This is a genomic window from Rothia mucilaginosa, from assembly GCF_049990865.1.
GTDB lineage: Bacteria > Actinomycetota > Actinomycetes > Actinomycetales > Micrococcaceae > Rothia > Rothia mucilaginosa_I.
The window spans coordinates 757,624-776,904 of record NZ_CP188231.1 but is presented as its reverse complement, the minus strand read 5'-3'; the positions used below and the strand labels follow the sequence as shown (position 1 = coordinate 776,904).

The following is a 19,281-nucleotide window of genomic DNA, read 5'->3' as shown; positions in this document are numbered from 1 at the left end:
CCGTGGATAATTTCACCCCAACCATTTCACTATGGTGAACCTTAAAGTCTCACGTACCACTTTATAGTTTCATCAAGTACTCCTTGACATCTCTCCCCCACCTATTCCCGCCCCGCACGGCACCCCAACCAAAGCTCCACACAAGCCATAGATTTACCGGGCGCGCACACAAAAAGCCTCGCCCGCATCCCAAGAATCTGGAATGCAGGCGAGGCACGCACAATAACCCCGCATCAGCGAGCGCAAGAGTGCAAAGCTTAGCTCTCCTTACGAATCACCTTGAACTGGCTCGGCTGCGCTACCGGGCGAATCGTAATGCGGTCGAGGTTCACGTGGTGCGGAACGTTCAACGCAAAGGTCACGGTCTGCGCCACGTCCTCGGCGGTCAAAGGCTTCTCAACTCCGGCATAAACACGGTCAGCCGCCTCTTTGGAACCCAGGCGGTTCAGGGAGAACTCCTCGGTGTGCACCATGCCCGGGCAAATCTCAATCACGCGCACATTATGCTCCGCCTCTTCCAGGCGTAGCGCCTCGGTCAGACCGCGAGCGCCAAACTTTGCCGCGTTGTATCCGGCGCCGCCCTCGTAGCCATGTTCCGCTGCGGTGGAGGTCAGGTTCAGGATCGTACCGTGACCATTCATCCGCAGCGCCTCCGCGAAGGCGCGCACCATGTGCAGAATGCCGAGCACATTCATCTGGTACATCTTCAGATAGTCAACCGTCTTGCCGTCGGCGACCTTATCCACGCCAATAGCGCCGCCGGCAATATTGACCAGGGCGTCAATGGTGCCCTGCTCTTCCAGAATCTGCTCGGCAACAAAGCGCACGGAATGCTCGTCGGTCACGTCACAGGTCACCGGGTGAGCGCCCGTCTCCGCATAGAGGGTGTAGAGTCGGTCGGTGCGGCGTGCCAGAGCGTAGACGGTCCAGCCGCTTGCCACCAGCTGGTGCACAGTGGCACGACCAATACCGCTGGATGCGCCAGTCACCACGGCAACTTTGCCGTCGCCAGTATGAGGCAGAAAAGGAGATGCAGGAATGTGGGTGTTCTCAGTCATACTTTAATCCTAGTAGAGCGATGCCCGCGGGTGCTCTGTTCAAGCAAACTCGCGGGCATATATTTTGAAATTTTCGATAGTGCGATAGTGAGAAGTGAGATAGGTGCCGGTACCACAACCGCCCGGCACCCCGTCAGGCCGCTACTTGCGGCGGCGAGGCAGACCCCAGCGGCTCCTACCACCGTCACGGAATCCGAGGCGGTGCTCAAAATACACGGGCGAACTACTACCGGTCTTAATCGTATCCGGAGGGACCGTACCCTCACGCGCCGACATCAAATAAAGAATCGCGGCGCCCGGCATGAACACAATCAGAGGCAGGACGAAACGCATGCGCGCCTCACCGTAACCGCTACACACCGTCAAATGCCAGATGCACAACGCAACCAGCACCAGGTGCAGTATCAGCAGAACAGTTTCAGACGTGCCCAAACCGAAAATACTCAGAGAACTCATGGCAACTCCTCAAAGGTCGTGTACTTTCAGTCTACGCCGCCGCCGCGCCGCTGAGAAGGATTCACCAACTGTTGATACCGTCACTATTGATACTGTACTGATACTGTCACTGTTGATACCGCGGCTATTGATACCGCGGATTTTCGCGCCTACACTTCAGGTAACCGAGGGCAGTACGTTAAGGGGATCCCTCCCCCCCCCCATTGCCGTTTTCCATTGAGTTTGCCGCTGAACTTACCACTGAGTTTTCCGCTAAATCGCCGATTACTCCTCATATAGGGACCCCCACATGACAGCAACACCACGCCAGCGCATCACCGCACTACACGAGCGGCGCCAAACACTCCAGCAGAGGGCGCGCAGCATCCGTGCCGCCACCGGAACCCCCTACAGCTCTGAGGTACACCTGCTGCTCGGGCAGAGCTACCTCGACCCCGCCAGCTGGCAGGAACTCACCGCCTCCAGCGGGGTACGCGCCGCAGCACGCAGGGCGCAGTTCGCGCGCCGGTACCGGCACCTCCTGGCGCGTCTAGAAGCCGCCATCGAGCAGTACGAACAGCTCAGCGCAGCACAGAATTCCCCTGGAGCTGAGAGAATGCCGTGAATATGAGAAAATAGCCGTTATGGCTGAAAACATTTTGGGCTCAGACTCGCCCGTACAGATTAACGTTCCCGACCGCCCCGCCCTCGAAGGCCTCGAAGAGAAGCTCTCGCAGCGCTGGGCCGACGAGAAGACCTATGCATTCGACGAGAACACCACTCGCGAGCAGGTCTACTCCATTGACACCCCGCCGCCGACCGCATCCGGCTCCCTGCACGTGGGTCACATGTTCTCCTACACCCAGACCGACGTCATTGCACGCTACCAGCGCATGACCGGCAAGAACGTGTTCTACCCCCTCGGCTGGGATGACAACGGCCTGCCCACCGAACGCCGCGTTCAGAACTACTACGGCGTTCTCTGCGACCCCTCCGTGGCAGACAACGACTCCTTCCGTGACCTGATCACCTGGAAGGCAGACGGCACCCCCAAGCCCGACCGCAGCCAGGCAAAGTGGCCGCGTATTTCCCGCAACAACTTCATTGAACTCTGTGAAGAGCTCGCGGTTGAAGACGAGAAGGTCTTCGAAAACCTCTTCACCACCCTGGGCCTGTCCGTTGACTGGTCGCGCACCTACCGCACCATCGACGCGCACTCCCGCAAGGTCTCCCAGCTCGCCTTCCTGAAGGACCTGGAAGCAGGCAACGCCTACATGGCTGAAGCACCGACCATGTGGGACGTCACCTTCCGCACCGCAGTGGCACAGGCAGAGCTGGAAGACAAGGAACGCCCCGGTGCGTACCACCGCATCAGCTTCCACCGCCCCAACGGCGAGAAGGTCTGGATTGAGACCACCCGCCCCGAGCTGCTGCCCTCCTGTGTGGCTCTCGTGGCGCACCCGGACGACGAGCGCTACAAGCCGCTATTCGGCACCACCGTCACCTCCCCGCTGTTCGGCGTTGAGGTCGAGATCAAGGCGCACCCGCTGGCACAGCCCGACAAGGGTGCCGGTATCGCCATGATCTGTACCTTCGGTGACACCACCGACGTCACCTGGTGGCGTGAACTGCAGCTGGACACCCGCGCCCTCATCGGTCGCGATGGCCGCTTCTCCCGCGAAATCCCCGAATGGATCACCTCCCCCGAGGGTCGCGAGCGCTACGAGCGCATGGCAGGCACCACCGTCTTCACCGCACAGAAGACCGTCGTGGAAATGCTGGTTGAAGCTGGCGAAATGGACGGCGACCCCAAGCCGATTACCCACCCCGTGAAGTTCTACGAGAAGGGCGACAAGCCCCTCGAAATCGTTGCTTCCCGCCAGTGGTACATCCGCAACGGTGGCCGTGACGCTGCACGCCGCGAGAAGCTCATCGAGCGCGGCCGTGAAATGAACTGGTTCCCCTCCTTCATGCGTAGCCGCTACGAGAACTGGGTTGAGGGTCTGAACGGCGACTGGCTGATTTCTCGCCAGCGTTTCTTCGGCGTTCCCTTCCCCGTCTGGTACCCGCTGGACGCTGAGGGTGAGCCGGACTACGAGAACCCGATTCTGCCGACCGAAGAGATGCTGCCGGTTGACCCCGCATCTCAGGCTGCTCCCGGTTACACCGAGGATCAGCGCGGCGTAGCGGGCGGCTTCATCGCTGACCCGGACGTTCTGGACACCTGGGCTACCTCCTCCCTGACCCCGCAGATTGCGACCGGTTGGGGCGTAAACCCGGACCTGCACGCGAAGACCTTCCCCATGGATCTGCGCCCGCAGGGTCACGACATTATCCGCACCTGGCTGTTCTCCACCGCTGTTCGCGCGGAGACCCTGGCTTCCTCCGTGCCGTGGTACAACACCGCGCTCTCCGGCTGGATTCTCGACCCGGACCGCAAGAAGATGTCCAAGTCCAAGGGCAACGTTGTGGTCCCCAACGAGGTTCTGGAGAAGTACGGTTCGGACGCTGTGCGCTACTGGGCTGCTTCCGCTCGCCTGGGTGCTGACACCGCCTACGACGAAGGCCAGATGAAGATTGGCCGCCGCCTTGCCATTAAACTGCTCAACGCCTCCAAGTTCGTGCTGAACCTGGGCGCTACCGAGAAGTCCGTCATCACCTCGCAGGCTCAGGGCCGCGTGCTCATCAACGCCCTGGACCGCTCCCTGCTGGCTCGCCTGGCGTACCTGATTGAAGAGGCAACCGCCGCATTTGAGAAGTACGAGTACGCTCGTGCCCTGCAGATTTGCGAGAGCTTCTTCTGGTCCTTCACCGACGACTTCGTTGAGCTGATTAAGGACCGTGCGTACGGTGCTCGCGGTGAGGAGGAGCAGGCTTCTGTTCTGGCTGCGCTGGCAACCACCCTGGATGCTCTGCTACGCCTGTTCGCGCCCTTCCTGCCGTTCGTGACCGAAGAGATTTGGTCCTGGTGGCGTGCAGGTAGCGTGCACCGCGCCGAGTGGCCGCAGGCACTGCCCATTCTGGAAGGTACCCTGCTGGCTGAGTACTCTGCACAGAACCCGACTGCTGGCATTTCTGCTCAGTGGGTCCTGGCGGACGCTGACCCGGCTCAGATTGAGTCGCTGAAGCAGATCCTGCCGGATGTTGCTGAGGCTCTGGGTGGTCTGCGTAAGGCTAAGAGCGACGCGAAGGTTAAGCAGCGCACCGAGGTTGAGTCCGCAACCATTGCGGCTCCGCAGGCTCAGCTGGATCGCATTGCCGCTGGCCTGGCTGATTTGAAGGCAGCCGGTAACGCTCGTGAGCTGTCCCTGGTGGCGGCTGAGGGCGAGCTGGAGGTTCGCGATGTTGTGCTCGTTGTAGAAGAAGCAGCTGAGTAATTTCGCCTAAATTGAGCATTCTTCGCTTAAATTTATGACGCTCCTTGAGCGTTGAGGACGGGGCGGTACCGATTGACGGTACCGCCCCGTTTTCTGTGCCTGCTGTTCGTTGCAGCTCGCCGGGTGTGAGGGTGCGGCAGCTAATCTCTACGGCCCTGACTATAGGCTTTATCCAAACTGTGCCCGTGAATGTCTGCTCCAGCCCTCTGAGAATCTTCGCCAGTGCCTCCCCCAACGATGTGGGTTTAGTTTGCGGTTCTATGGGGTTTCCGTGGGGTTTCCAACCCATTTTTATATTCATCAATGTGCAAAGAGCATAATCAACCTTATGAGATTGACTGTCACTTTATGTATGATTGTTGATGTGAGGGTTTTACCGCCAGGAACAACCCTCTATTCAGCTTCAGCAACAGACAAATCACCGGTACGAACTAGACATAACCGCCCAACCGCACGACAAGAACTCAACCGGTCAGGGGGCAGTGATGCCACCTGGCTCTGACCCCGCGCCAAAGTGGGCGCACCCTATATCATCATGACTGCACACTCATTACCTTCCGGTTCCCCTGATAACCCGCACGCGAGGCAGAGCTCAACCCCGAGCTCACCGCCAGGAGCGCAAGCCAACATTTCCCCCGATCAACTTCAGCACTACCACAAGAGCCTGAACGAATACATCAGCCAGGCACGTGAGTACGCCCAGACGCTACATGCCAACTACACCAACGAAGTGTACGAGCTGTGGCATCAGCATATTTCCACCAGCGCCGCCGCCGATGAGGCGAGCATCGCCTCCGGCTCTTTGAGCGCTCAGAAGCTCGAAGAGCTGACCCGCAAGTGGGTGCGCCTCATGCGTGAAAGCCGCGATATGCTGCACCACGAAAGCTCCATTGCGGCCGCACGTGCCGCGGTTGAGGCTAAGCCCCTCCCCGAGTAGGGGCACACCCTATATTTCTTTCGCGCGGCAACACCAGCACTCGGTGTTAGTACTGCGTTTTTCTGCGGTTTTTCTGCGGCAGGGTTTTCTGCGGCAGGGCAATCGAACCAAGCGATTAAGCCCTGCCCGGAATGCATACTTCGCACATTCTGCCCCTTGCTATAGTTATGGATATTCAAAGACCCTAACTATGTGCAGAAAGGGCGGGAATGTCCCACCAAAAACGCGTCCTGCGGCCTATACGCAGCGATGTCGCTCCCCCAGTTACCTCGCCACCGGTCTACCGTGGTGATATTGACGCGCGCGGCGCGGCGCAAGACCTCGTCCCGCGTAGCCTCTGGGTCGATTTCTGGGACACTCTCTTCTTCATCTTCGCCGGCGTCGCGGCCCTCGTGCTGACCTTCCTGATTCTGGCGAATACGGTGGGCCACTCTTTTTGGGGTTTCCCCATCGCTTTTATTTTCTGGGCGGTCACCGCGTACCTGACGCTACCGCGTTTTCACGCCATCATGACCCGCATCTACGTGCCCGACTACTTTATTGGGCGCACCCGCACTCCGGATGGCCTGCTCGGCGACCCGGTCAATATCGGTCTGATTGGTACCGAGGAGCAGATTCACCAGGTCATGCAGGACGCCGGCTGGACCCGCGCTGACGACGTCACCCTCGTCTCTTCCTGGAAGATTATTCTTTCCACCATCACCCGCCGCTCCTACGCGGAGGCGCCGGTCTCCCCGCTGAAAATTTTTGGTAAGACGCAGGCTTTTGCCTACCAGAAGGAAGTGGACGGCAACCCCGAGAAGCGCCACCACGTGCGCTTCTGGAAAACCCCGGACGGCTGGCTTCTGCCGGGCGGTCACCAGGTGGATTGGTTAGCGGCGGGCACCTACGACTCCGGTGTGGGTTTCAGCTTCTTCACCCTGCAGGTCACGCACCGCATTGACGCTGAAACCGACTTTGAACGCGACTACATTGTGGAGTCCATTCAGTACGCTCACCCGGAAACTCACGTTGAGATTCTGCACGATTTTTCCTCCGGCTACCACGCCCGTAACGGCGGCGGTGACGCAATCCGCACGGACGGCGCGCTCCCGGTCATCGTGCTGAACAATGAGGGACTGGAGCCGCAGGAGCGGGAAGAAATTCACCTCTCCAGCGCGCACGACCTGGCGTACCGCATGCCGCTGAATCTGCTGGTCGGTTCGGGTATGCTCATCGCCGTGACCCTCGCAGACATTATCAACAGCGTCATTCTGGCGCTCAGCCGCCCGGCTCTGCGTGCCAAGCTGCTGGAGGAAGGTTCCGGCAACGACATTGAGTTGCTGAACCTCTTCGATCAGGTGGATAGCGACGTGCTGCTGACCATTACCGGTACGGTGCTGGTTGGTTTCGTGGTGATTTATTCGGCGGTGCACCTGTTCCTGCTGTGGAGCACTCTGCGAGGCTCGTCGAAGGCTCGCCGACTGGCTCTGCTGTTGACGGCGCTGAACTTCGCGGCGATTACCGGCGGTGTGCTGTGGGGGCACCAGTCCCTGCCGCTGTCCACGATTTTCTTCCAACTAGGCGTTGCCGTGTTTGCGATGCTGGCGTTCACCTCGGACGCGGCAGTCCAGTACACGGCAACCCGCACCTTCCATATGCGTGATACGAAGATTGTGCAGCGGGCAACACACCCGAAGGTTCTCGAACACAGGGCTCAGCGCAAGGCACAGAAGACGCAGAAGGCACAGCAGGCGCAGAAAGCTCAGAAGGAACGCAAGGCTACCTCTGCAAGCCGCACTCACCGCGCATAGAATACATGCTTCAGGGATTGCACTTTTCAGAGCAACAGAGTGAATAGAAAAGTACCGCCCGGTCAGTACTGACCGGGCGGTACTTTTTTGCTCTGCAGCCGCAGACTCTACCGAGCCCGCGCGCATTGCAGGAATCTCAGCACATTGCAGGGTTCCTAGGCTTCGCCCTTTTCGCCGTGGAAAATCGGGCCCACGTTACGGGGGCGCTTCAGCTCAAAGAAGCCGGGGTAGGAAGCCAGCGCCAGAGCGCCGTCAAAGAGCTTACCTGCCTCTTCACCGGCAGGGCTCGGGGAGATGACCGGGCCGAAGAAAGCGGTGCCGTTGATAGAGATCAGCGGAACACCCACATCGGTACCACCCACGGTCTCCAGCGCCAGGTCCAGGGAGGCGCGCATCTGCTCATCGTACTGATCGGTGAAGGCGACATCCGCCAGCTCTGCGGGCAGGTTGACCTCCTCCAGCGCCTTGACGATTGCGTCGCGGTAGGAATCAGCCTTATTGCTGTTGTGGTGAATCTGCTCGCCCAGAGCATCGTAGAGGGGCTTGATGACCTCGTTGCCGTGCAGCTCGCGCACAGCGGTGATGAGGCGGGCCGGTGCCCAGGACTTGTCCATCGCTGCCTGGTAGCTGGCGGGCAGCTCGCGGCCCTGGTTGTGCATGGACAGGGAGAAGGGGCGCCAGGTCACCTCAATGTTGCGGACCTTCTGCACCTCACCGATCCAGCGGGAGGTAATCCAGCACCAGGGGCAAATCGGGTCGAACCAGAAATCGACCTGTGCGGGTGCGTTCTCAGCCATGAGTGTTCCTCTCTCATACGGTTGCGGCAGCCGCTTCATGAGCCGGCGCTTATTCTTCGGTACACGCTCTTCAGCACACGCTCTTCAGGACAAGCCAACGAGAGCGGTACCTGCTAGTGAGCCGTCACCCCGTATAACCGGGGCGACGGCTTCTTTATTCCCTAGCCTGTCGGCTGGAAGTATTCGGTTATGCCGCCTGACGGTCCGCGTCCTTCAGGGAGGCGGCCTTCGCCTCCCCCTTCTTGACGGTGCGGGTGGTCTCGGCTTCAGGGTCGGGCGCCTGCAGCACGTAGCGAGGTTCCGTGCCGTTGAGCACGGTGTCCTCACCAATGACGATGGACACCACATCGGTGCGGTCCGGGATGTCGAACATAATCGGCTGCAGAATCTGCTCCATCATGGAGCGCAGGCCGCGGGCACCGGTACCGCGCTCGGCGGCGAGGCGGGCAATAGCGGCGACTGCTGCGTCGTCGATGATGAGTTCCACGCCGTCCAAAGCGAAGAGGTGACGGTACTGCTTGAGCAGCGCGTTCTTCGGTTCGGTCAGCACGCGAGCCAGCTCTTCTTCGTTGAGCTCGCTCAGGGTCGAGATGACCGGCAGACGGCCAATCAGCTCGGGGATAATACCGTAGTGTGCCAGGTCTTCGGGCATAATCTGGTCCAGCGGGTTCTTCACGGAACCTCCCAGTTCAGCGCCGAAACCGATGCCGCCGGCACCCACGCGGGCTGCGATGCGGTCGTCAATATTGTCGAAGGCACCGGCCACGATGAAGAGAATGTTCGAGGTATCAATCTCAATATTCGCGTGCGCCGGGTGCTTGCGTCCGCCCTCCGGCGGTACGGTCGCCACAGTGCCCTCAATAATCTTCAGCAACGCCTGCTGCACGCCCTCACCGGACACGTCACGGGTGATGGAGAGGTTCTCGCCACCCTTGCGGGCAATCTTGTCGATCTCGTCAATGTAGATGATGCCGCGCTGAGCCTTGGCAATATCGCCGTCAGCGGCGTTGATGAGGCGCAGCAGAATGTTCTCCACGTCGTCACCCACATAGCCCGCCTCGGTGAGGGTGGTTGCGTCGACCAGGGCGAAGGGCACATCCAGCTTCTTCGCCAGGGTTGCCGCCAGGTAGGTTTTACCGCAACCGGTCGGGCCGAGCATCAGAATATTCGACTTGCCCAGCTCCACCTGCTCCCCCGCGGTCGCCGAAAGAATGCGGGAGGTCAACACAGGGTTATCAATATCGTGGATGCGCTTGTAGTGGTTGTACACCGCCACCGCCAGGGTGCGCTTCGCCGCGTCCTGACCGATAACGTAGTCATTGAGGTAGCTGTAAATTTCGCGCGGAGTGGCCAGCTGAGGCGCGGGGGCAGCCGCGGGGGCTTTCACCTTCAGACGCTCCTCAGCGAGGATCTCTTCGCACAGTTCCACGCATTCGTCGCAGATGGAAACGTTCGGGCCGAGCACAATCTTGAAAACCTGCGCGCGAGTCTTCTTGCAGAAAGAGCATCGCATGCTGGCGTTGGGCTGTTCGGGAGGCACAATGACGTCTGTGGCCACGAAGATTCCCTTTCGATCGGCGTGGTGAAATCAGTGCAGAAGGGTCAGCGTTCTGATGTCTGCGGTGATTTCTTAGGAGGGGCGGTGGTGGGCGCCCTGGTTTGAGCGAGAAACCGGTATGAAATACTCTAATTTTCTCCTTCTCTAAGGCTACCGGAGTTCACCCCGGAACTCAGAATTACGCACCGCAAATGGACGGACTTACCGGGCATATGACAAAGCGCGTCTTTTATGACGGCGGCGGAGGTTGATACTCCGGTATGTGACGGTAAAGCCCGGCAGATAATAAAGCCCGGCACAAAAGCGCAGGCCAACGCCGCTTATCTGCTCGCCTCGCCGTAACCTGCCCGGCGGGCACAAAACAGTGGGCATAAAAAAGGGCGGCACCGCACCGCGCACCAGCCCAAAGGCTCGCACACGGCACGATGCCGCCCCTCCCCCGAAAAATACTCGGGATATTCCTCAAAACTAAAGTTTAGGTGTGGGAAATAGCGGTGTTGGTTGCAGGCTTACGCAGCTTACGCGACTCCAGCACCTTATCGACCAGGCCGTACTCCAGGGCAGCAGCCGCAGTCAGAATGTTGTCACGCTCAATGGAGCGGTCAACTTCCTCGTAGGTCTTGCCCGAGTGCAGTGCCAGGGTCTGTGCAGTCCACTCACGCATACGCATAACCTCGTTCGCGTGAATCTCAATGTCAGATGCCTGACCGCCCTGCTGGCCGCTCAGTGCGGGCTGGTGAATCAGCACGCGAGCGTTCGGCAGTGCCAGACGCTTGCCGGGGGTACCGGCAGCCAGCAGAACCGCCGCAGCGGATGCCGCCTGACCCAGGCACACGGTCTGAATCTCGGGGCGGATGAACTGCATGGTGTCGTAGATGGCGGTCATTGCGGTGAAGGAACCGCCGGGCGAGTTGATGTACAGGGTGATGTCACGCTCGGGGTCCTGTGCCTCCAGAACCAGCAGCTGAGCCATGATGTCGTCAGCGGATGCGTCGTCCACCTGGGTGCCCAGGAAGATGATGCGGTCCTCGAACAGCTTTGCGTACGGGTCCTGACGCTTGTAACCGTAGGGGGTGCGCTCCTCGAAGCTGGGGAGCACGTAGCGGTTGCTCGGCATAGCCGGCGCCGAGGTGGTGATATCGTTCGGCAGGTAGTTCATGTGCATCTCCCTTATGCGTTCTTCGATTCGGGCAGCTTACCGGCGGTGGTAGCAATGTGGTCGAAGAAGCCGTATTCCAGGCCTTCTTCCGCATTGAACCAGTTGTCGCGGTCGTTATCCTTCAGGATGGTTTCCAGGCTCTTGCCGGTGCGCTCAGCGGTAATCTCTGCCAGGCGCTTCTTCATGTCCAGAATCAGCTCAGCCTGAGTGCGGATATCCGATGCGGTACCGCCGATGCCGCCGAGAGGCTGGTGCATGAGGATGCGGGCGTTCGGGGTTGCGTAGCGCTTGCCGATGGTGCCTGCGGTGAGCAGGAACTGACCCATGGATGCTGCCATGCCGGTCACCACGGTCACCACGTCGTTCGGGATGAGCTGCATGGTGTCGTAGATAGCCATACCGGCAGTGACGGAGCCGCCGGGAGAGTTGATGTACAGGTAGATGTCTGCCTCGGGGTCTTCAGCCGAGAGCAGCAGCATCTGGGAGCAGATGAGGTTAGCGTTGGAGTCGCGCACCTCAGAGCCGAGCCAGATAATGCGCTCCTTCAGGAGGCTGTTGTAGACGTAATCTTCCTGGGCACCAACGATGGGGGTTGCCATAGACGGCGCGGGCGCCACGCCGGCTGCCTGGGAGGCGCCGATGGGCAGAGGCATGTAGCTGGACATTCTTCCTCTTCTTCTCTAATGGGTCTTCGCTGCATCTTTGCGCGATTTACGCGCCGGAGCGCACGCGAAAAGTTTCGTTGCTACTACCTTACCGATAGTTGCTCTCCCCCGCTTCCCTTCGGGTTGTTCGTTCGCCAGGGGGTGAAGCAGAGGCGGAATAGCCGGGGGTGAAAAGAGCCTCAGCGGGCACCCAACCGATAAGCTCGGTGGATGCCCGCTGAGGCTACACGTTTCAAGCAATCAGCTCACGCCCTCTAGCGGGGTGGCTTCTTGCAGACCGTGGCGGGGATTTAGGCAGCTGCCTCTTCGCCCTCGCCCAGGTACTTGGACAGGTCAACAACGTTGCCCTTGGTGTCCTTGACCACTGCGGTCTTCAGCACTGCTGCCAGAGCCTTGGAGCGGCGAACCTCGCCGACCAGTGCGCCAGCCTGGCCGGAGCCGTCCAGCATCTGTGCGAACTGGTTGGGGTCCATGCCGTACTGGGAGCTCATGGTGATGATGTAGTTGATCATCTCAGCCTGGTCAACGGTCACTTCTTCCTTGTCCGCAACAGCGTCGAGAACCATCTCGTTCTTGAATGCGGTCTCGGTGTTCTCGCGAACCTCGGCGCGGTGTTCCTCGGTGTCGTGGCCTGCTTCAGCGTTGGGGTTGTTGAAGTGCTGCTCGAGCTGGTCCTCGATAACCTTCTCGGGGACGGGGATCTCAACGAGCTCAACGAGCTTTGCGAGGACCTTGTCGCGTGCCTGGGTGCCCTGCTCGGCAACCTTAGCTTCTGCAACCTGCTTCTTGATGTCTTCCTTCAGCTCTTCGATGGTGTCGAACTCGGAAGCCAGCTGTGCGAACTCGTCGTCAGCTTCGGGCAGCTCGCGCTCCTTGACTGCGGTGAGCTTGACCTTGATGGTTGCCTGCTCGCCTGCGTGCTCGCCACCGGAGAGCTTGGTCTCGAAGGTTGCGTCCTCGCCAGCGGACAGGCCGGTCAGAGCCTCGTCGATGCCGTCGAGCATGGTGCCGGAACCAATCTGGTAGGACAGGTCGTTTGCTGCGTCTACCTGCTCGCCGTCGATTTCTGCGGCGATGTCGATGGTCACGAAGTCCTTGTCAGCTGCGGGGCGCTCAACGGTCTTCAGGGTGCCGAAGCGCTCACGCAGAGCGTCCAGTGCCTGAACCTCGTCCTCAGCGGTGACCTCTACCTCGTCAACCTCAACCTCGAGGCCCTCGTAGTTGGGCAGCTCGATTTCGGGGCGGACGGTGACGGTGATGGTCAGCTTGACGTCTGCCTCACGGTTCTCGGTGGAGGGCTGGGACTGAACGTCCAGCTCGGGCTGTGCCAGGGGGGAGAGTTCGTTCTCGCCCAGTGCCTGTGCGTAGTAGTCGTTCAGAGCGTCGTTCAGGGATGCCTCGACGATGTAGTCGAAGCCCGCACGCTGCTCGATGAGCTGCTTGGGCAGCTTACCCTTGCGGAAGCCGGGAACGCTGATCTGACCCGAGAGGTTCTTGTAGGTGCGGTCCAGGTAGGGCTTGAATTCTGCGAAGGGAACCTCGACCTCAATCTTTGCGAGGGTCGGGTTGAGCTTCTCGACGGCGGTCTTCACGTCCGTGATCTCCTCATATAGTTTCGGTGCGGCACGAATCGTGTGTGCCGCGGTTGCTTAGTGGAAAGAGCGCCACGACCCTGTAGCGTCGCGGCAACCGTTTCACGTCGGGGCGACAGGATTCGAACCTGCGATCTCCTGCTCCCAAAGCAGGCGCGTTAGCCAAGCTACGCCACGCCCCGTGAAACCGACCGTGTTGCGCACTTGCGTGTTTAACACAGTCAGTGCCCTAGTTTACCTGTTTTCCCGCTAAATGCCCAACACAGCGGCTCGTGCGCGGTTTATTTCCACTGAGCGCGTACTCCCCTCATAAGGATGCGCAGACCGGCACAAAAAGATGAGACAAACGCCCGCAAGAACACACAAAAGTCACCACGTAAAACCGCACCAACACGCCTAAGAGTTTGACAGCGCAGATGGAACCTCGTTACTATGGTCAAGTTCCATTCCGGGGATGTAGCTTAATGGTAAAGCCTCAGTCTTCCAAACTGATTACGCGGGTTCGATTCCCGTCATCCCCTCGCACAATCCCCCCGACGTTGTCGGGGGGATTTTTTGTGCTCGGGGTTGACGGGAATCGCTTACGGGCGAAAATACATTCCCTCGCGCGCTCGGGATTTTCGCCCTCCAGCCCGTCATCCCCTCGAGAACTATCCTGAACGAATCTGTGGGAATCCCTTCCGCATGCGGATTTGTTTCCTCGCGCGCTCAGAATCCGCACACTCCAGCCTGCTTATACATACTCCTCAAGCACCTGCTGTGCCGAGACGACCGTGGCGAATTCATCGCGCAACGCCGCAACATTGTAGAGGTGCACCATCTCCGGGGAAAGAAAATCGCCGGCACCATCAGAAAGCGCAAAGGTTACGCAGGCATCCTCAACAAGAACCACCTGAAAACCATAATTTGCCGCCATCCGCACAGTGGTAGACACACAATGCGGTAGCGTACAGCCCATCACCGTGAGCCGGTCAATCCCGCGTTCACGCAGATAGGCAAGCAGATTCGTACCAATAAACGCACTATTCACATTTTTGGTAAATACCCTCTCCCCCGCATGAGGCTCAAATCCGGACTGAAACCTAATATTTTCCTCATCGTAAAAGAAAGAGCTCGGGTCCGTTCCTCGATGCTGAATATGGATTATTTCCCGCCCTGAACGGCGGAAAGCCTCCATAATCTTCTGCATCTTCTCTTCCGCACCGTCATTATTTCTAGCCGGTAGCTGCGGATGCAGAAAACCCCTCTGAACATCCACCACCATTAGAGCCTCAGCCATTGTTCTTCTCCTCCTGTGGCTACTTCTGGCAGCCGGGGCACCAGTAGAGTTTGCGTCCGGCGATTTCTTCCACGCGGATGGTGGTTCCGCAGCGGCGGCAGGGCTCGCCGTGGTGCATGTACACGTAGTTGGCGTGGTCGGGCCAGGCTTCGGTTTCGGGTACGCCGGGGCGGTCTTCAGGTTCGGTGGTGATGATACGACCCACGCGCACGCCGATGACCAGCAGGTGTTTATTGTCTTCCCAGAGTCGCTTCAGCTCCTCGTCACTGAGGGTCTTGCCGGGGCGTAGCGGGTCAATTTCCTGGCGGTAGAGCGATTCGGCGCGGAAGATATTGCCCACACCGGAGATTGCCGCCTGATCCATCAGAATCACGCCGATGGGGCGTCCGCTCTTGCGGGCCGCACGGTAGAACTGTTCGGGGTCGGCATCCGGGTTGAGCGGGTCGGGACCGAGCTTGGAACGGACGGTGCGCACCTCCTCCGGGGTGAGAGTGCGGCAGATAGTCGGGCCCACCAGGTCCGCCCAGCCGTGCTCCGAAACAATACGGCAACGCACCGTACTCTTCGGCTCAGGAGGACCGGCGTAGGGGTCCCCCTCCCCCGCCGCGTATTCTTTTTCGCCAATCTTGCGGGGCGCACCAATGCTCGAAGCACCCGTGAACGTCTCGTCCCCGCCGAAGCTCCAGTTACCGTAAATACCCAGGTGCACGTTCAGGGTCAGATCGTTATCGAAAGTCACGAACAGGTGCTTGCCGTGCGCGTACGCCCCGGTAATGATGTGACCGTCCAGCAGGGCGGCACCCTCAGCGTAGCGGCCCTGCGGGGAGGTAACCTGCACGCGCTCGCCCGTGAAGACGTCGCTGATTTGGCGGGCGATACGGTGGATGGAGTGGCCTTCGGGCACGGGTTCTCCTCGAAAACTTGTCGGCTAGAATCTGCTAGAAATAGCGCGGATGATATGGAGTATAGGAACGACTGAGGCGCATAGCCTGCACTATGCGCCTCATGTTTTAGAGCTTAGGCAGCGTCAATCTGCTTGCCGGCAATGTCGCCGGTCTGCTCGTACTCAGCCAGCTGACCGATACGGCGTGCGTGACGCTCCTCGTTAGTCCAGGGGGTAGCCAGGAAGACCTTGATGATTTCCAGTGCTTCTTCCTTGCTGTGCTGGCGGCCGCCCACAGCAACAACCTGTGCGTTGTTGTGCTCGCGGGCCAGCGCAGCGGTGTCGTGGTTCCACGCCAGAGCCGCGCGGATACCCTCAACCTTGTTCGCAGCCATCTGCTCACCGTTGCCGCTACCGCCCAGCACAATACCCAGGGAGTCCAGGCCAGCCTCACGGTCACGCTTCACACCGAGGGCCGCGTTAATGCAGAACGAGGGGTAGTCGTCCAGCGGGTCGTAGTCGGCGGGGCCGTGGTCAATCATTTCGTAGCCCGCAGCGGTGAGGGACTCAATCAGGTAGTGGCTCAGCTCGAGGCCGGCGTGGTCGGTTGCGATGTGTACGCGCATGGGTACTCTCCTGGTGATTTTGTCTTGGTGTGACGTGTGTTCGTGCGTTCTTGGGAGGCGCCGGTTCTCAGTTCTGAGCGCCGTTGCTAGAGTGCGCCGCGCATCCATCAGGTGGGATGCGCCTCCCCGTTTAGGTTTTTTCTGTCTTAACTGTATCGAATTCGCGCTGGTTCGGGTAATGGGAACCCTTCTAGACCCCCACCTATACGGTAGACTGTGGGTTATGGCACTTTTTGGTGTCCCGATTCGCCGCGCCCACGTTTGAAAACTTCCAGCGCTACGTATGCAGCGTCGCAGGAGCCGCGCCTCGGGAACCAGGACACCATGACAGGGCGTGTCACCACGGCACGCTATTCACATCTAAGGAGAGGGAGCTGTATGCCCGGCCTGAACCTAACCCGCAATGAGGCAATCGAACGCGCATCCATCATTAAGCGCGTGCACTCGTACCGTATTGAGCTTGACCTTCCGAAGGACAAAGACGTCTTCTCTTCGAAGGTTGAAATCCGCTTCGACGCTGAAGAAGGTGCCTCCACCTTCATTGACGCCATCACTTCCTCGGTCAAGTCCATTAACCTCAACGGCGAAGAGCTGAGCACCGACCTGGCTGACGGCGAGCGCATCCAGCTGCCGAACCTGGCGGCTGAGAACACCCTGGTCATTGACGCAGAGATGTTCTACACCAACACCGGTGAGGGTCTGCACCGTTTCGTGGACCCCGCTGACGGCGAGGTGTACCTGTACTCTCAGTTTGAGGTGCCGGATTCCCGCCGCGTGTTCCCGGTCTTTGAGCAGCCCGACCTGAAGGCTGAGTTTGAGTTCATCGTGCGCGTGCCCTCGCACTGGGTGGTTGTGTCGAACCAGCCCGAGGTGAAGATTGAGGACAAGGAATGCGGTTGCGGCCGCGCGAAGACCTGGTTCTTCAAGCCGACCCCGCGCATGTCTTCGTACATTACCGCGATTGTGGCTGGCCCCTACGAGAAGGTCACCAGCGAGCTGACCAACTCTGAGGGTCGCGTGATTCCGCTGGGTGTGTACGCCCGTAAGTCCCTCATGCCGTTCGTGGATGCTGAGGACATGTTTGAGCTGACCCGCCAGGGCTTCGAGTTCTACGAGGAGCAGTTCAAGACCCCGTACCCGTTCGAGAAGTACGATCAGCTGTTCGTGCCCGAGTTCAACGCCGGTGCGATGGAGAACGCGGGCTGCGTGACCTACCTGGAGACTTACGTCTTCCGTTCCAAGGTTGCGGAGGCTCTGCGTGAGCGCCGCGCGATTACCGTTCTGCACGAGCTGGCTCACATGTGGTTCGGCGACCTGGTCACCATGAAGTGGTGGAACGACCTGTGGCTGAACGAGTCCTTCGCGGAGTTCATGTCTACCCTGGCCGCCGCGGAGAACACCCGCTACGCCAAGGAGGCGTGGGCTACCTTCGCCGCTTCGGAGAAGACCTGGGCGTACCGTCAGGATCAGCTGTCTTCGACCCACCCGATCGTGGCTGAGATCCGTGACCTTGCCGATGTTCAGGTGAACTTCGACGGCATTACCTACGCGAAGGGCGCTTCGGTGCTGCGTCAGATGGTGGCGTGGGTTGGCCAGGAGAACTTCATGGCTGCCCTGAAGGTGTACTTCGATAAGCACAGCTGGGGCAACACCGTTCTGGATGACCTGCTGGTTGAGCTGGAGCGCACCTCCGGCCGTGACGTGCGTGCGTGGAGCGCTAAGTGGCTTGAGACTGCTGGCGTGAACACCCTGGCTGTTGAGGTGGAGAACGACGAGGCTGGCAACATTTCGTCGCTGGGTATTCGCCAGTCCTACGCTGAGGGCTTCGAGACTCTGCGCCCGCACCGTGCGGTGATTGGTTTCTACAACCTGGTGGACGGCAAGCTGACCCGCACCGACCGCATCGAGCTGGACATTGACGGCGAGCTGACCGTGGTCGAGGAGGCTCTCGGTAAGAAGCGCCCCGACCTGCTGCTGCTGAACGATGAGGACCTGGCGTACGCCAAGATTCGCCTGGATGAGCGTTCCATTGAGACCGCTATCAAGCACCTGGGCGATATTGACTCGTCCGTGGCTCGCGGCGTGGTTTGGGGTTCGCTCTGGGATACCGTGCGTGACGCTCAGATGCCGGCGCGTAAGTACGTTGACCTGGTGCTGAACAACATCGGCAAGGAGACTAACTCTACCGCTCTGCGCACCCAGATTAACAACCTGTCCGCTACCCTGCACTCCTTCGTGGCTCCCGAGGCTCGCGAGGAGACCCGCCACCGTGCCGCTGACCGTCTCTGGGAGCTGGCATGCGTTGCAGAGCCCGATTCGGATGCTCAGTTGCAGCTGCTGCAGGCGTTCATCAACCAGACCCGCACCGAGGAGCAGTACGACAACGTGCAGCGCCTCTTCGAGGGCGAACTGACCCTTGAGGGCTTGGACATTGACGCTGACCTGCGTTGGAACCTGGTGTGCCGCCTGGCAACCGGTGGCCGTTTCTCCGCCGAGCAGATCGCTGCGGAGCTGGAGAACGACAACACCGCGAACGGTCAGCAGTACGCCGCTCAGGCGTACGCGTCGATTCCGACTGCGGAGGCTAAGGCTGAGTACTGGAACAAGATCATGGTGACCGGCGAGCTGTCGAACATGATTCAGCGTTACGCTATTTCCGGTTTTAAGTCCGGCAAGCCCGAGCTGATTGCCCAGTACGATGAGCCGTACTTCGAGCAGATTGAGGGCATTTGGCGTTCGCGTTCGCACGAGATTTCCATGCAGATTATTGGTGGCATGTACCCGAGCGAGCCGACCGCTGAACTGCTGGAGCGTACCGAGGCGTACCTGGCTTCTCTGCCTGAGGATGCTGCGGCTCTGTACCGTCAGATTGCGGAGGCACGCGACGGCGTGGCTCGTGCGCTGAAGGTTCAGGCGGCTGACATCTAACAATGCTTGTGAGCTGAGGCGGGTTCGCCACCTGCTCTCATAGGTTTTTGCTCATGGGTTTTTATTCGTCCCCTTCTACCCCGAGATTCGGGGTGGGAGGGGACGTTTTGCATCAAGGGCCCAAAATCTTGTCACTGCGGTGCATATTTTTTGCCATTTTCGTTTGAATATCCTTCAAAAGCTCTCTACTTGGG

General features: G+C 59.6%; 15 protein-coding genes and 2 tRNA genes. 6 read left to right on the top strand and 11 right to left on the bottom strand.

The features are described 5' to 3' along the window. Positions 1–257: 257 nt before the first annotated feature. Together ACP3RB_RS03155 and ACP3RB_RS03150 are read right to left on the bottom strand one after the other, a co-directional pair. Entirely contained in the window at positions 258–1,058 is an 801-nt protein-coding gene (locus tag ACP3RB_RS03155) for an SDR family oxidoreductase (protein WP_426699414.1), read from the bottom strand. Positions 1,059–1,199: 141 nt separating this feature from the next. After that, positions 1,200–1,514: a hypothetical protein gene (locus ACP3RB_RS03150; RefSeq protein ID WP_060824675.1), complete on the bottom strand. Its 315-nt coding sequence runs from the start codon at positions 1,512–1,514 to the stop codon at positions 1,200–1,202. A 289-nt stretch (positions 1,515–1,803) separates the two neighbouring features. Here ACP3RB_RS03150 and ACP3RB_RS03145 point away from each other — a divergent pair, with 289 nt between their 5' ends. From ACP3RB_RS03145 to ACP3RB_RS03130, 4 genes are all read left to right on the top strand, one after another. After that, positions 1,804–2,118 (top strand): hypothetical protein, encoded by a 315-nt coding sequence (locus ACP3RB_RS03145; protein WP_426699413.1) that lies wholly within the window; start codon positions 1,804–1,806, stop codon positions 2,116–2,118. Positions 2,119–2,137: 19 nt separating this feature from the next. Next, positions 2,138–4,870 carry a valine--tRNA ligase gene (gene valS, locus ACP3RB_RS03140; RefSeq protein WP_426699412.1) on the top strand — a complete coding sequence of 911 codons (2,733 nt, stop codon included), beginning with the start codon at positions 2,138–2,140 and terminating at the stop codon, positions 4,868–4,870. A 535-nt stretch (positions 4,871–5,405) separates the two neighbouring features. Then, on the top strand, positions 5,406–5,807 hold the full coding sequence (locus tag ACP3RB_RS03135; RefSeq protein WP_426699411.1) for a hypothetical protein: 402 nt from the start codon (positions 5,406–5,408) through the stop codon (positions 5,805–5,807). A gap of 209 nt (positions 5,808–6,016) precedes the next feature. Next, positions 6,017–7,600: an LssY C-terminal domain-containing protein gene (locus tag ACP3RB_RS03130; RefSeq protein ID WP_426699410.1), complete on the top strand. Its 1,584-nt coding sequence runs from the start codon at positions 6,017–6,019 to the stop codon at positions 7,598–7,600. A gap of 155 nt (positions 7,601–7,755) precedes the next feature. Here the strand turns inward: ACP3RB_RS03130 and ACP3RB_RS03125 are convergent, their stop codons facing one another. The 6 genes from ACP3RB_RS03125 to ACP3RB_RS03100 all read right to left on the bottom strand — a co-directional run bounded on the left by ACP3RB_RS03125 (position 7,756) and on the right by ACP3RB_RS03100 (position 13,553). Beyond that, positions 7,756–8,397, bottom strand: coding sequence for a DsbA family oxidoreductase (locus ACP3RB_RS03125; protein ID WP_426699409.1), 642 nt, complete (start codon positions 8,395–8,397; stop codon positions 7,756–7,758). Positions 8,398–8,584: 187 nt separating this feature from the next. Continuing rightward, entirely contained in the window at positions 8,585–9,955 is a 1,371-nt protein-coding gene (gene clpX, locus ACP3RB_RS03120) for an ATP-dependent Clp protease ATP-binding subunit ClpX (protein WP_426699408.1), read from the bottom strand. A 475-nt stretch (positions 9,956–10,430) separates the two neighbouring features. Continuing rightward, positions 10,431–11,120, bottom strand: coding sequence for an ATP-dependent Clp protease proteolytic subunit (locus ACP3RB_RS03115; RefSeq protein ID WP_012903382.1), 690 nt, complete (start codon positions 11,118–11,120; stop codon positions 10,431–10,433). 5 nt (positions 11,121–11,125) lie between these two features. Continuing rightward, entirely contained in the window at positions 11,126–11,779 is a 654-nt protein-coding gene (locus tag ACP3RB_RS03110; protein WP_005505718.1) for an ATP-dependent Clp protease proteolytic subunit, read from the bottom strand. Positions 11,780–12,069: 290 nt separating this feature from the next. Further along, the gene (gene tig / locus ACP3RB_RS03105; RefSeq protein WP_311446147.1) at positions 12,070–13,371 is read right to left on the bottom strand and encodes a trigger factor; all 1,302 of its coding nucleotides are present in this window, start codon (positions 13,369–13,371) and stop codon (positions 12,070–12,072) included. A gap of 107 nt (positions 13,372–13,478) precedes the next feature. Continuing rightward, positions 13,479–13,553, bottom strand: a tRNA-Pro gene (locus tag ACP3RB_RS03100). Between the two features lie 268 nt (positions 13,554–13,821). Between ACP3RB_RS03100 and ACP3RB_RS03095 the strand changes: the two genes are divergently transcribed. Further along, positions 13,822–13,892 (top strand) — tRNA-Gly (locus ACP3RB_RS03095). Between the two features lie 212 nt (positions 13,893–14,104). Here ACP3RB_RS03095 and ACP3RB_RS03090 read toward each other — a convergent pair. The 3 genes from ACP3RB_RS03090 to ACP3RB_RS03080 form a co-directional block, all read right to left on the bottom strand. After that, positions 14,105–14,650, bottom strand: a complete 546-nt coding sequence (locus tag ACP3RB_RS03090; RefSeq protein ID WP_426699407.1) for a cysteine hydrolase family protein — start codon at positions 14,648–14,650, stop codon at positions 14,105–14,107. A 19-nt stretch (positions 14,651–14,669) separates the two neighbouring features. Further along, on the bottom strand, positions 14,670–15,554 hold the full coding sequence (locus ACP3RB_RS03085) for an Fpg/Nei family DNA glycosylase (protein ID WP_426699406.1): 885 nt from the start codon (positions 15,552–15,554) through the stop codon (positions 14,670–14,672). 113 nt (positions 15,555–15,667) lie between these two features. Next, a complete protein-coding gene (locus ACP3RB_RS03080) occupies positions 15,668–16,159 on the bottom strand; it encodes a ribose-5-phosphate isomerase (RefSeq protein ID WP_070605377.1) in 492 nt (163 codons plus the stop codon). 378 nt (positions 16,160–16,537) lie between these two features. On the opposite strand from ACP3RB_RS03080, the gene pepN reads away from it, so the two are divergent. Next, positions 16,538–19,087, top strand: a complete 2,550-nt coding sequence (gene pepN, locus ACP3RB_RS03075) for an aminopeptidase N (protein ID WP_426699405.1) — start codon at positions 16,538–16,540, stop codon at positions 19,085–19,087. The last annotated feature ends 194 nt before the right edge of the window (positions 19,088–19,281 follow it).

Bases quoted from the DNA above. Each gene is read 5' to 3' on its own strand.
- ACP3RB_RS03155 (WP_426699414.1), bottom strand. From the start codon at position 1,058: ATGACTGAGAACACCCACATTCCTGCATCTCCTTTTCTGCCTCATACT.
- ACP3RB_RS03150 (WP_060824675.1), bottom strand. From the start codon at position 1,514: ATGAGTTCTCTGAGTATTTTCGGTTTGGGCACGTCTGAAACTGTTCTG.
- ACP3RB_RS03145 (WP_426699413.1), top strand. From the start codon at position 1,804: ATGACAGCAACACCACGCCAGCGCATCACCGCACTACACGAGCGGCGC.
- valS (WP_426699412.1), top strand. From the start codon at position 2,138: ATGGCTGAAAACATTTTGGGCTCAGACTCGCCCGTACAGATTAACGTT.
- ACP3RB_RS03135 (WP_426699411.1), top strand. From the start codon at position 5,406: ATGACTGCACACTCATTACCTTCCGGTTCCCCTGATAACCCGCACGCG.
- ACP3RB_RS03130 (WP_426699410.1), top strand. From the start codon at position 6,017: ATGTCCCACCAAAAACGCGTCCTGCGGCCTATACGCAGCGATGTCGCT.
- ACP3RB_RS03125 (WP_426699409.1), bottom strand. From the start codon at position 8,397: ATGGCTGAGAACGCACCCGCACAGGTCGATTTCTGGTTCGACCCGATT.
- ACP3RB_RS03115 (WP_012903382.1), bottom strand. From the start codon at position 11,120: ATGCACATGAACTACCTGCCGAACGATATCACCACCTCGGCGCCGGCT.
- ACP3RB_RS03110 (WP_005505718.1), bottom strand. From the start codon at position 11,779: ATGTCCAGCTACATGCCTCTGCCCATCGGCGCCTCCCAGGCAGCCGGC.
- ACP3RB_RS03090 (WP_426699407.1), bottom strand. From the start codon at position 14,650: ATGGCTGAGGCTCTAATGGTGGTGGATGTTCAGAGGGGTTTTCTGCAT.
- ACP3RB_RS03080 (WP_070605377.1), bottom strand. From the start codon at position 16,159: ATGCGCGTACACATCGCAACCGACCACGCCGGCCTCGAGCTGAGCCAC.
- pepN (WP_426699405.1), top strand. From the start codon at position 16,538: ATGCCCGGCCTGAACCTAACCCGCAATGAGGCAATCGAACGCGCATCC.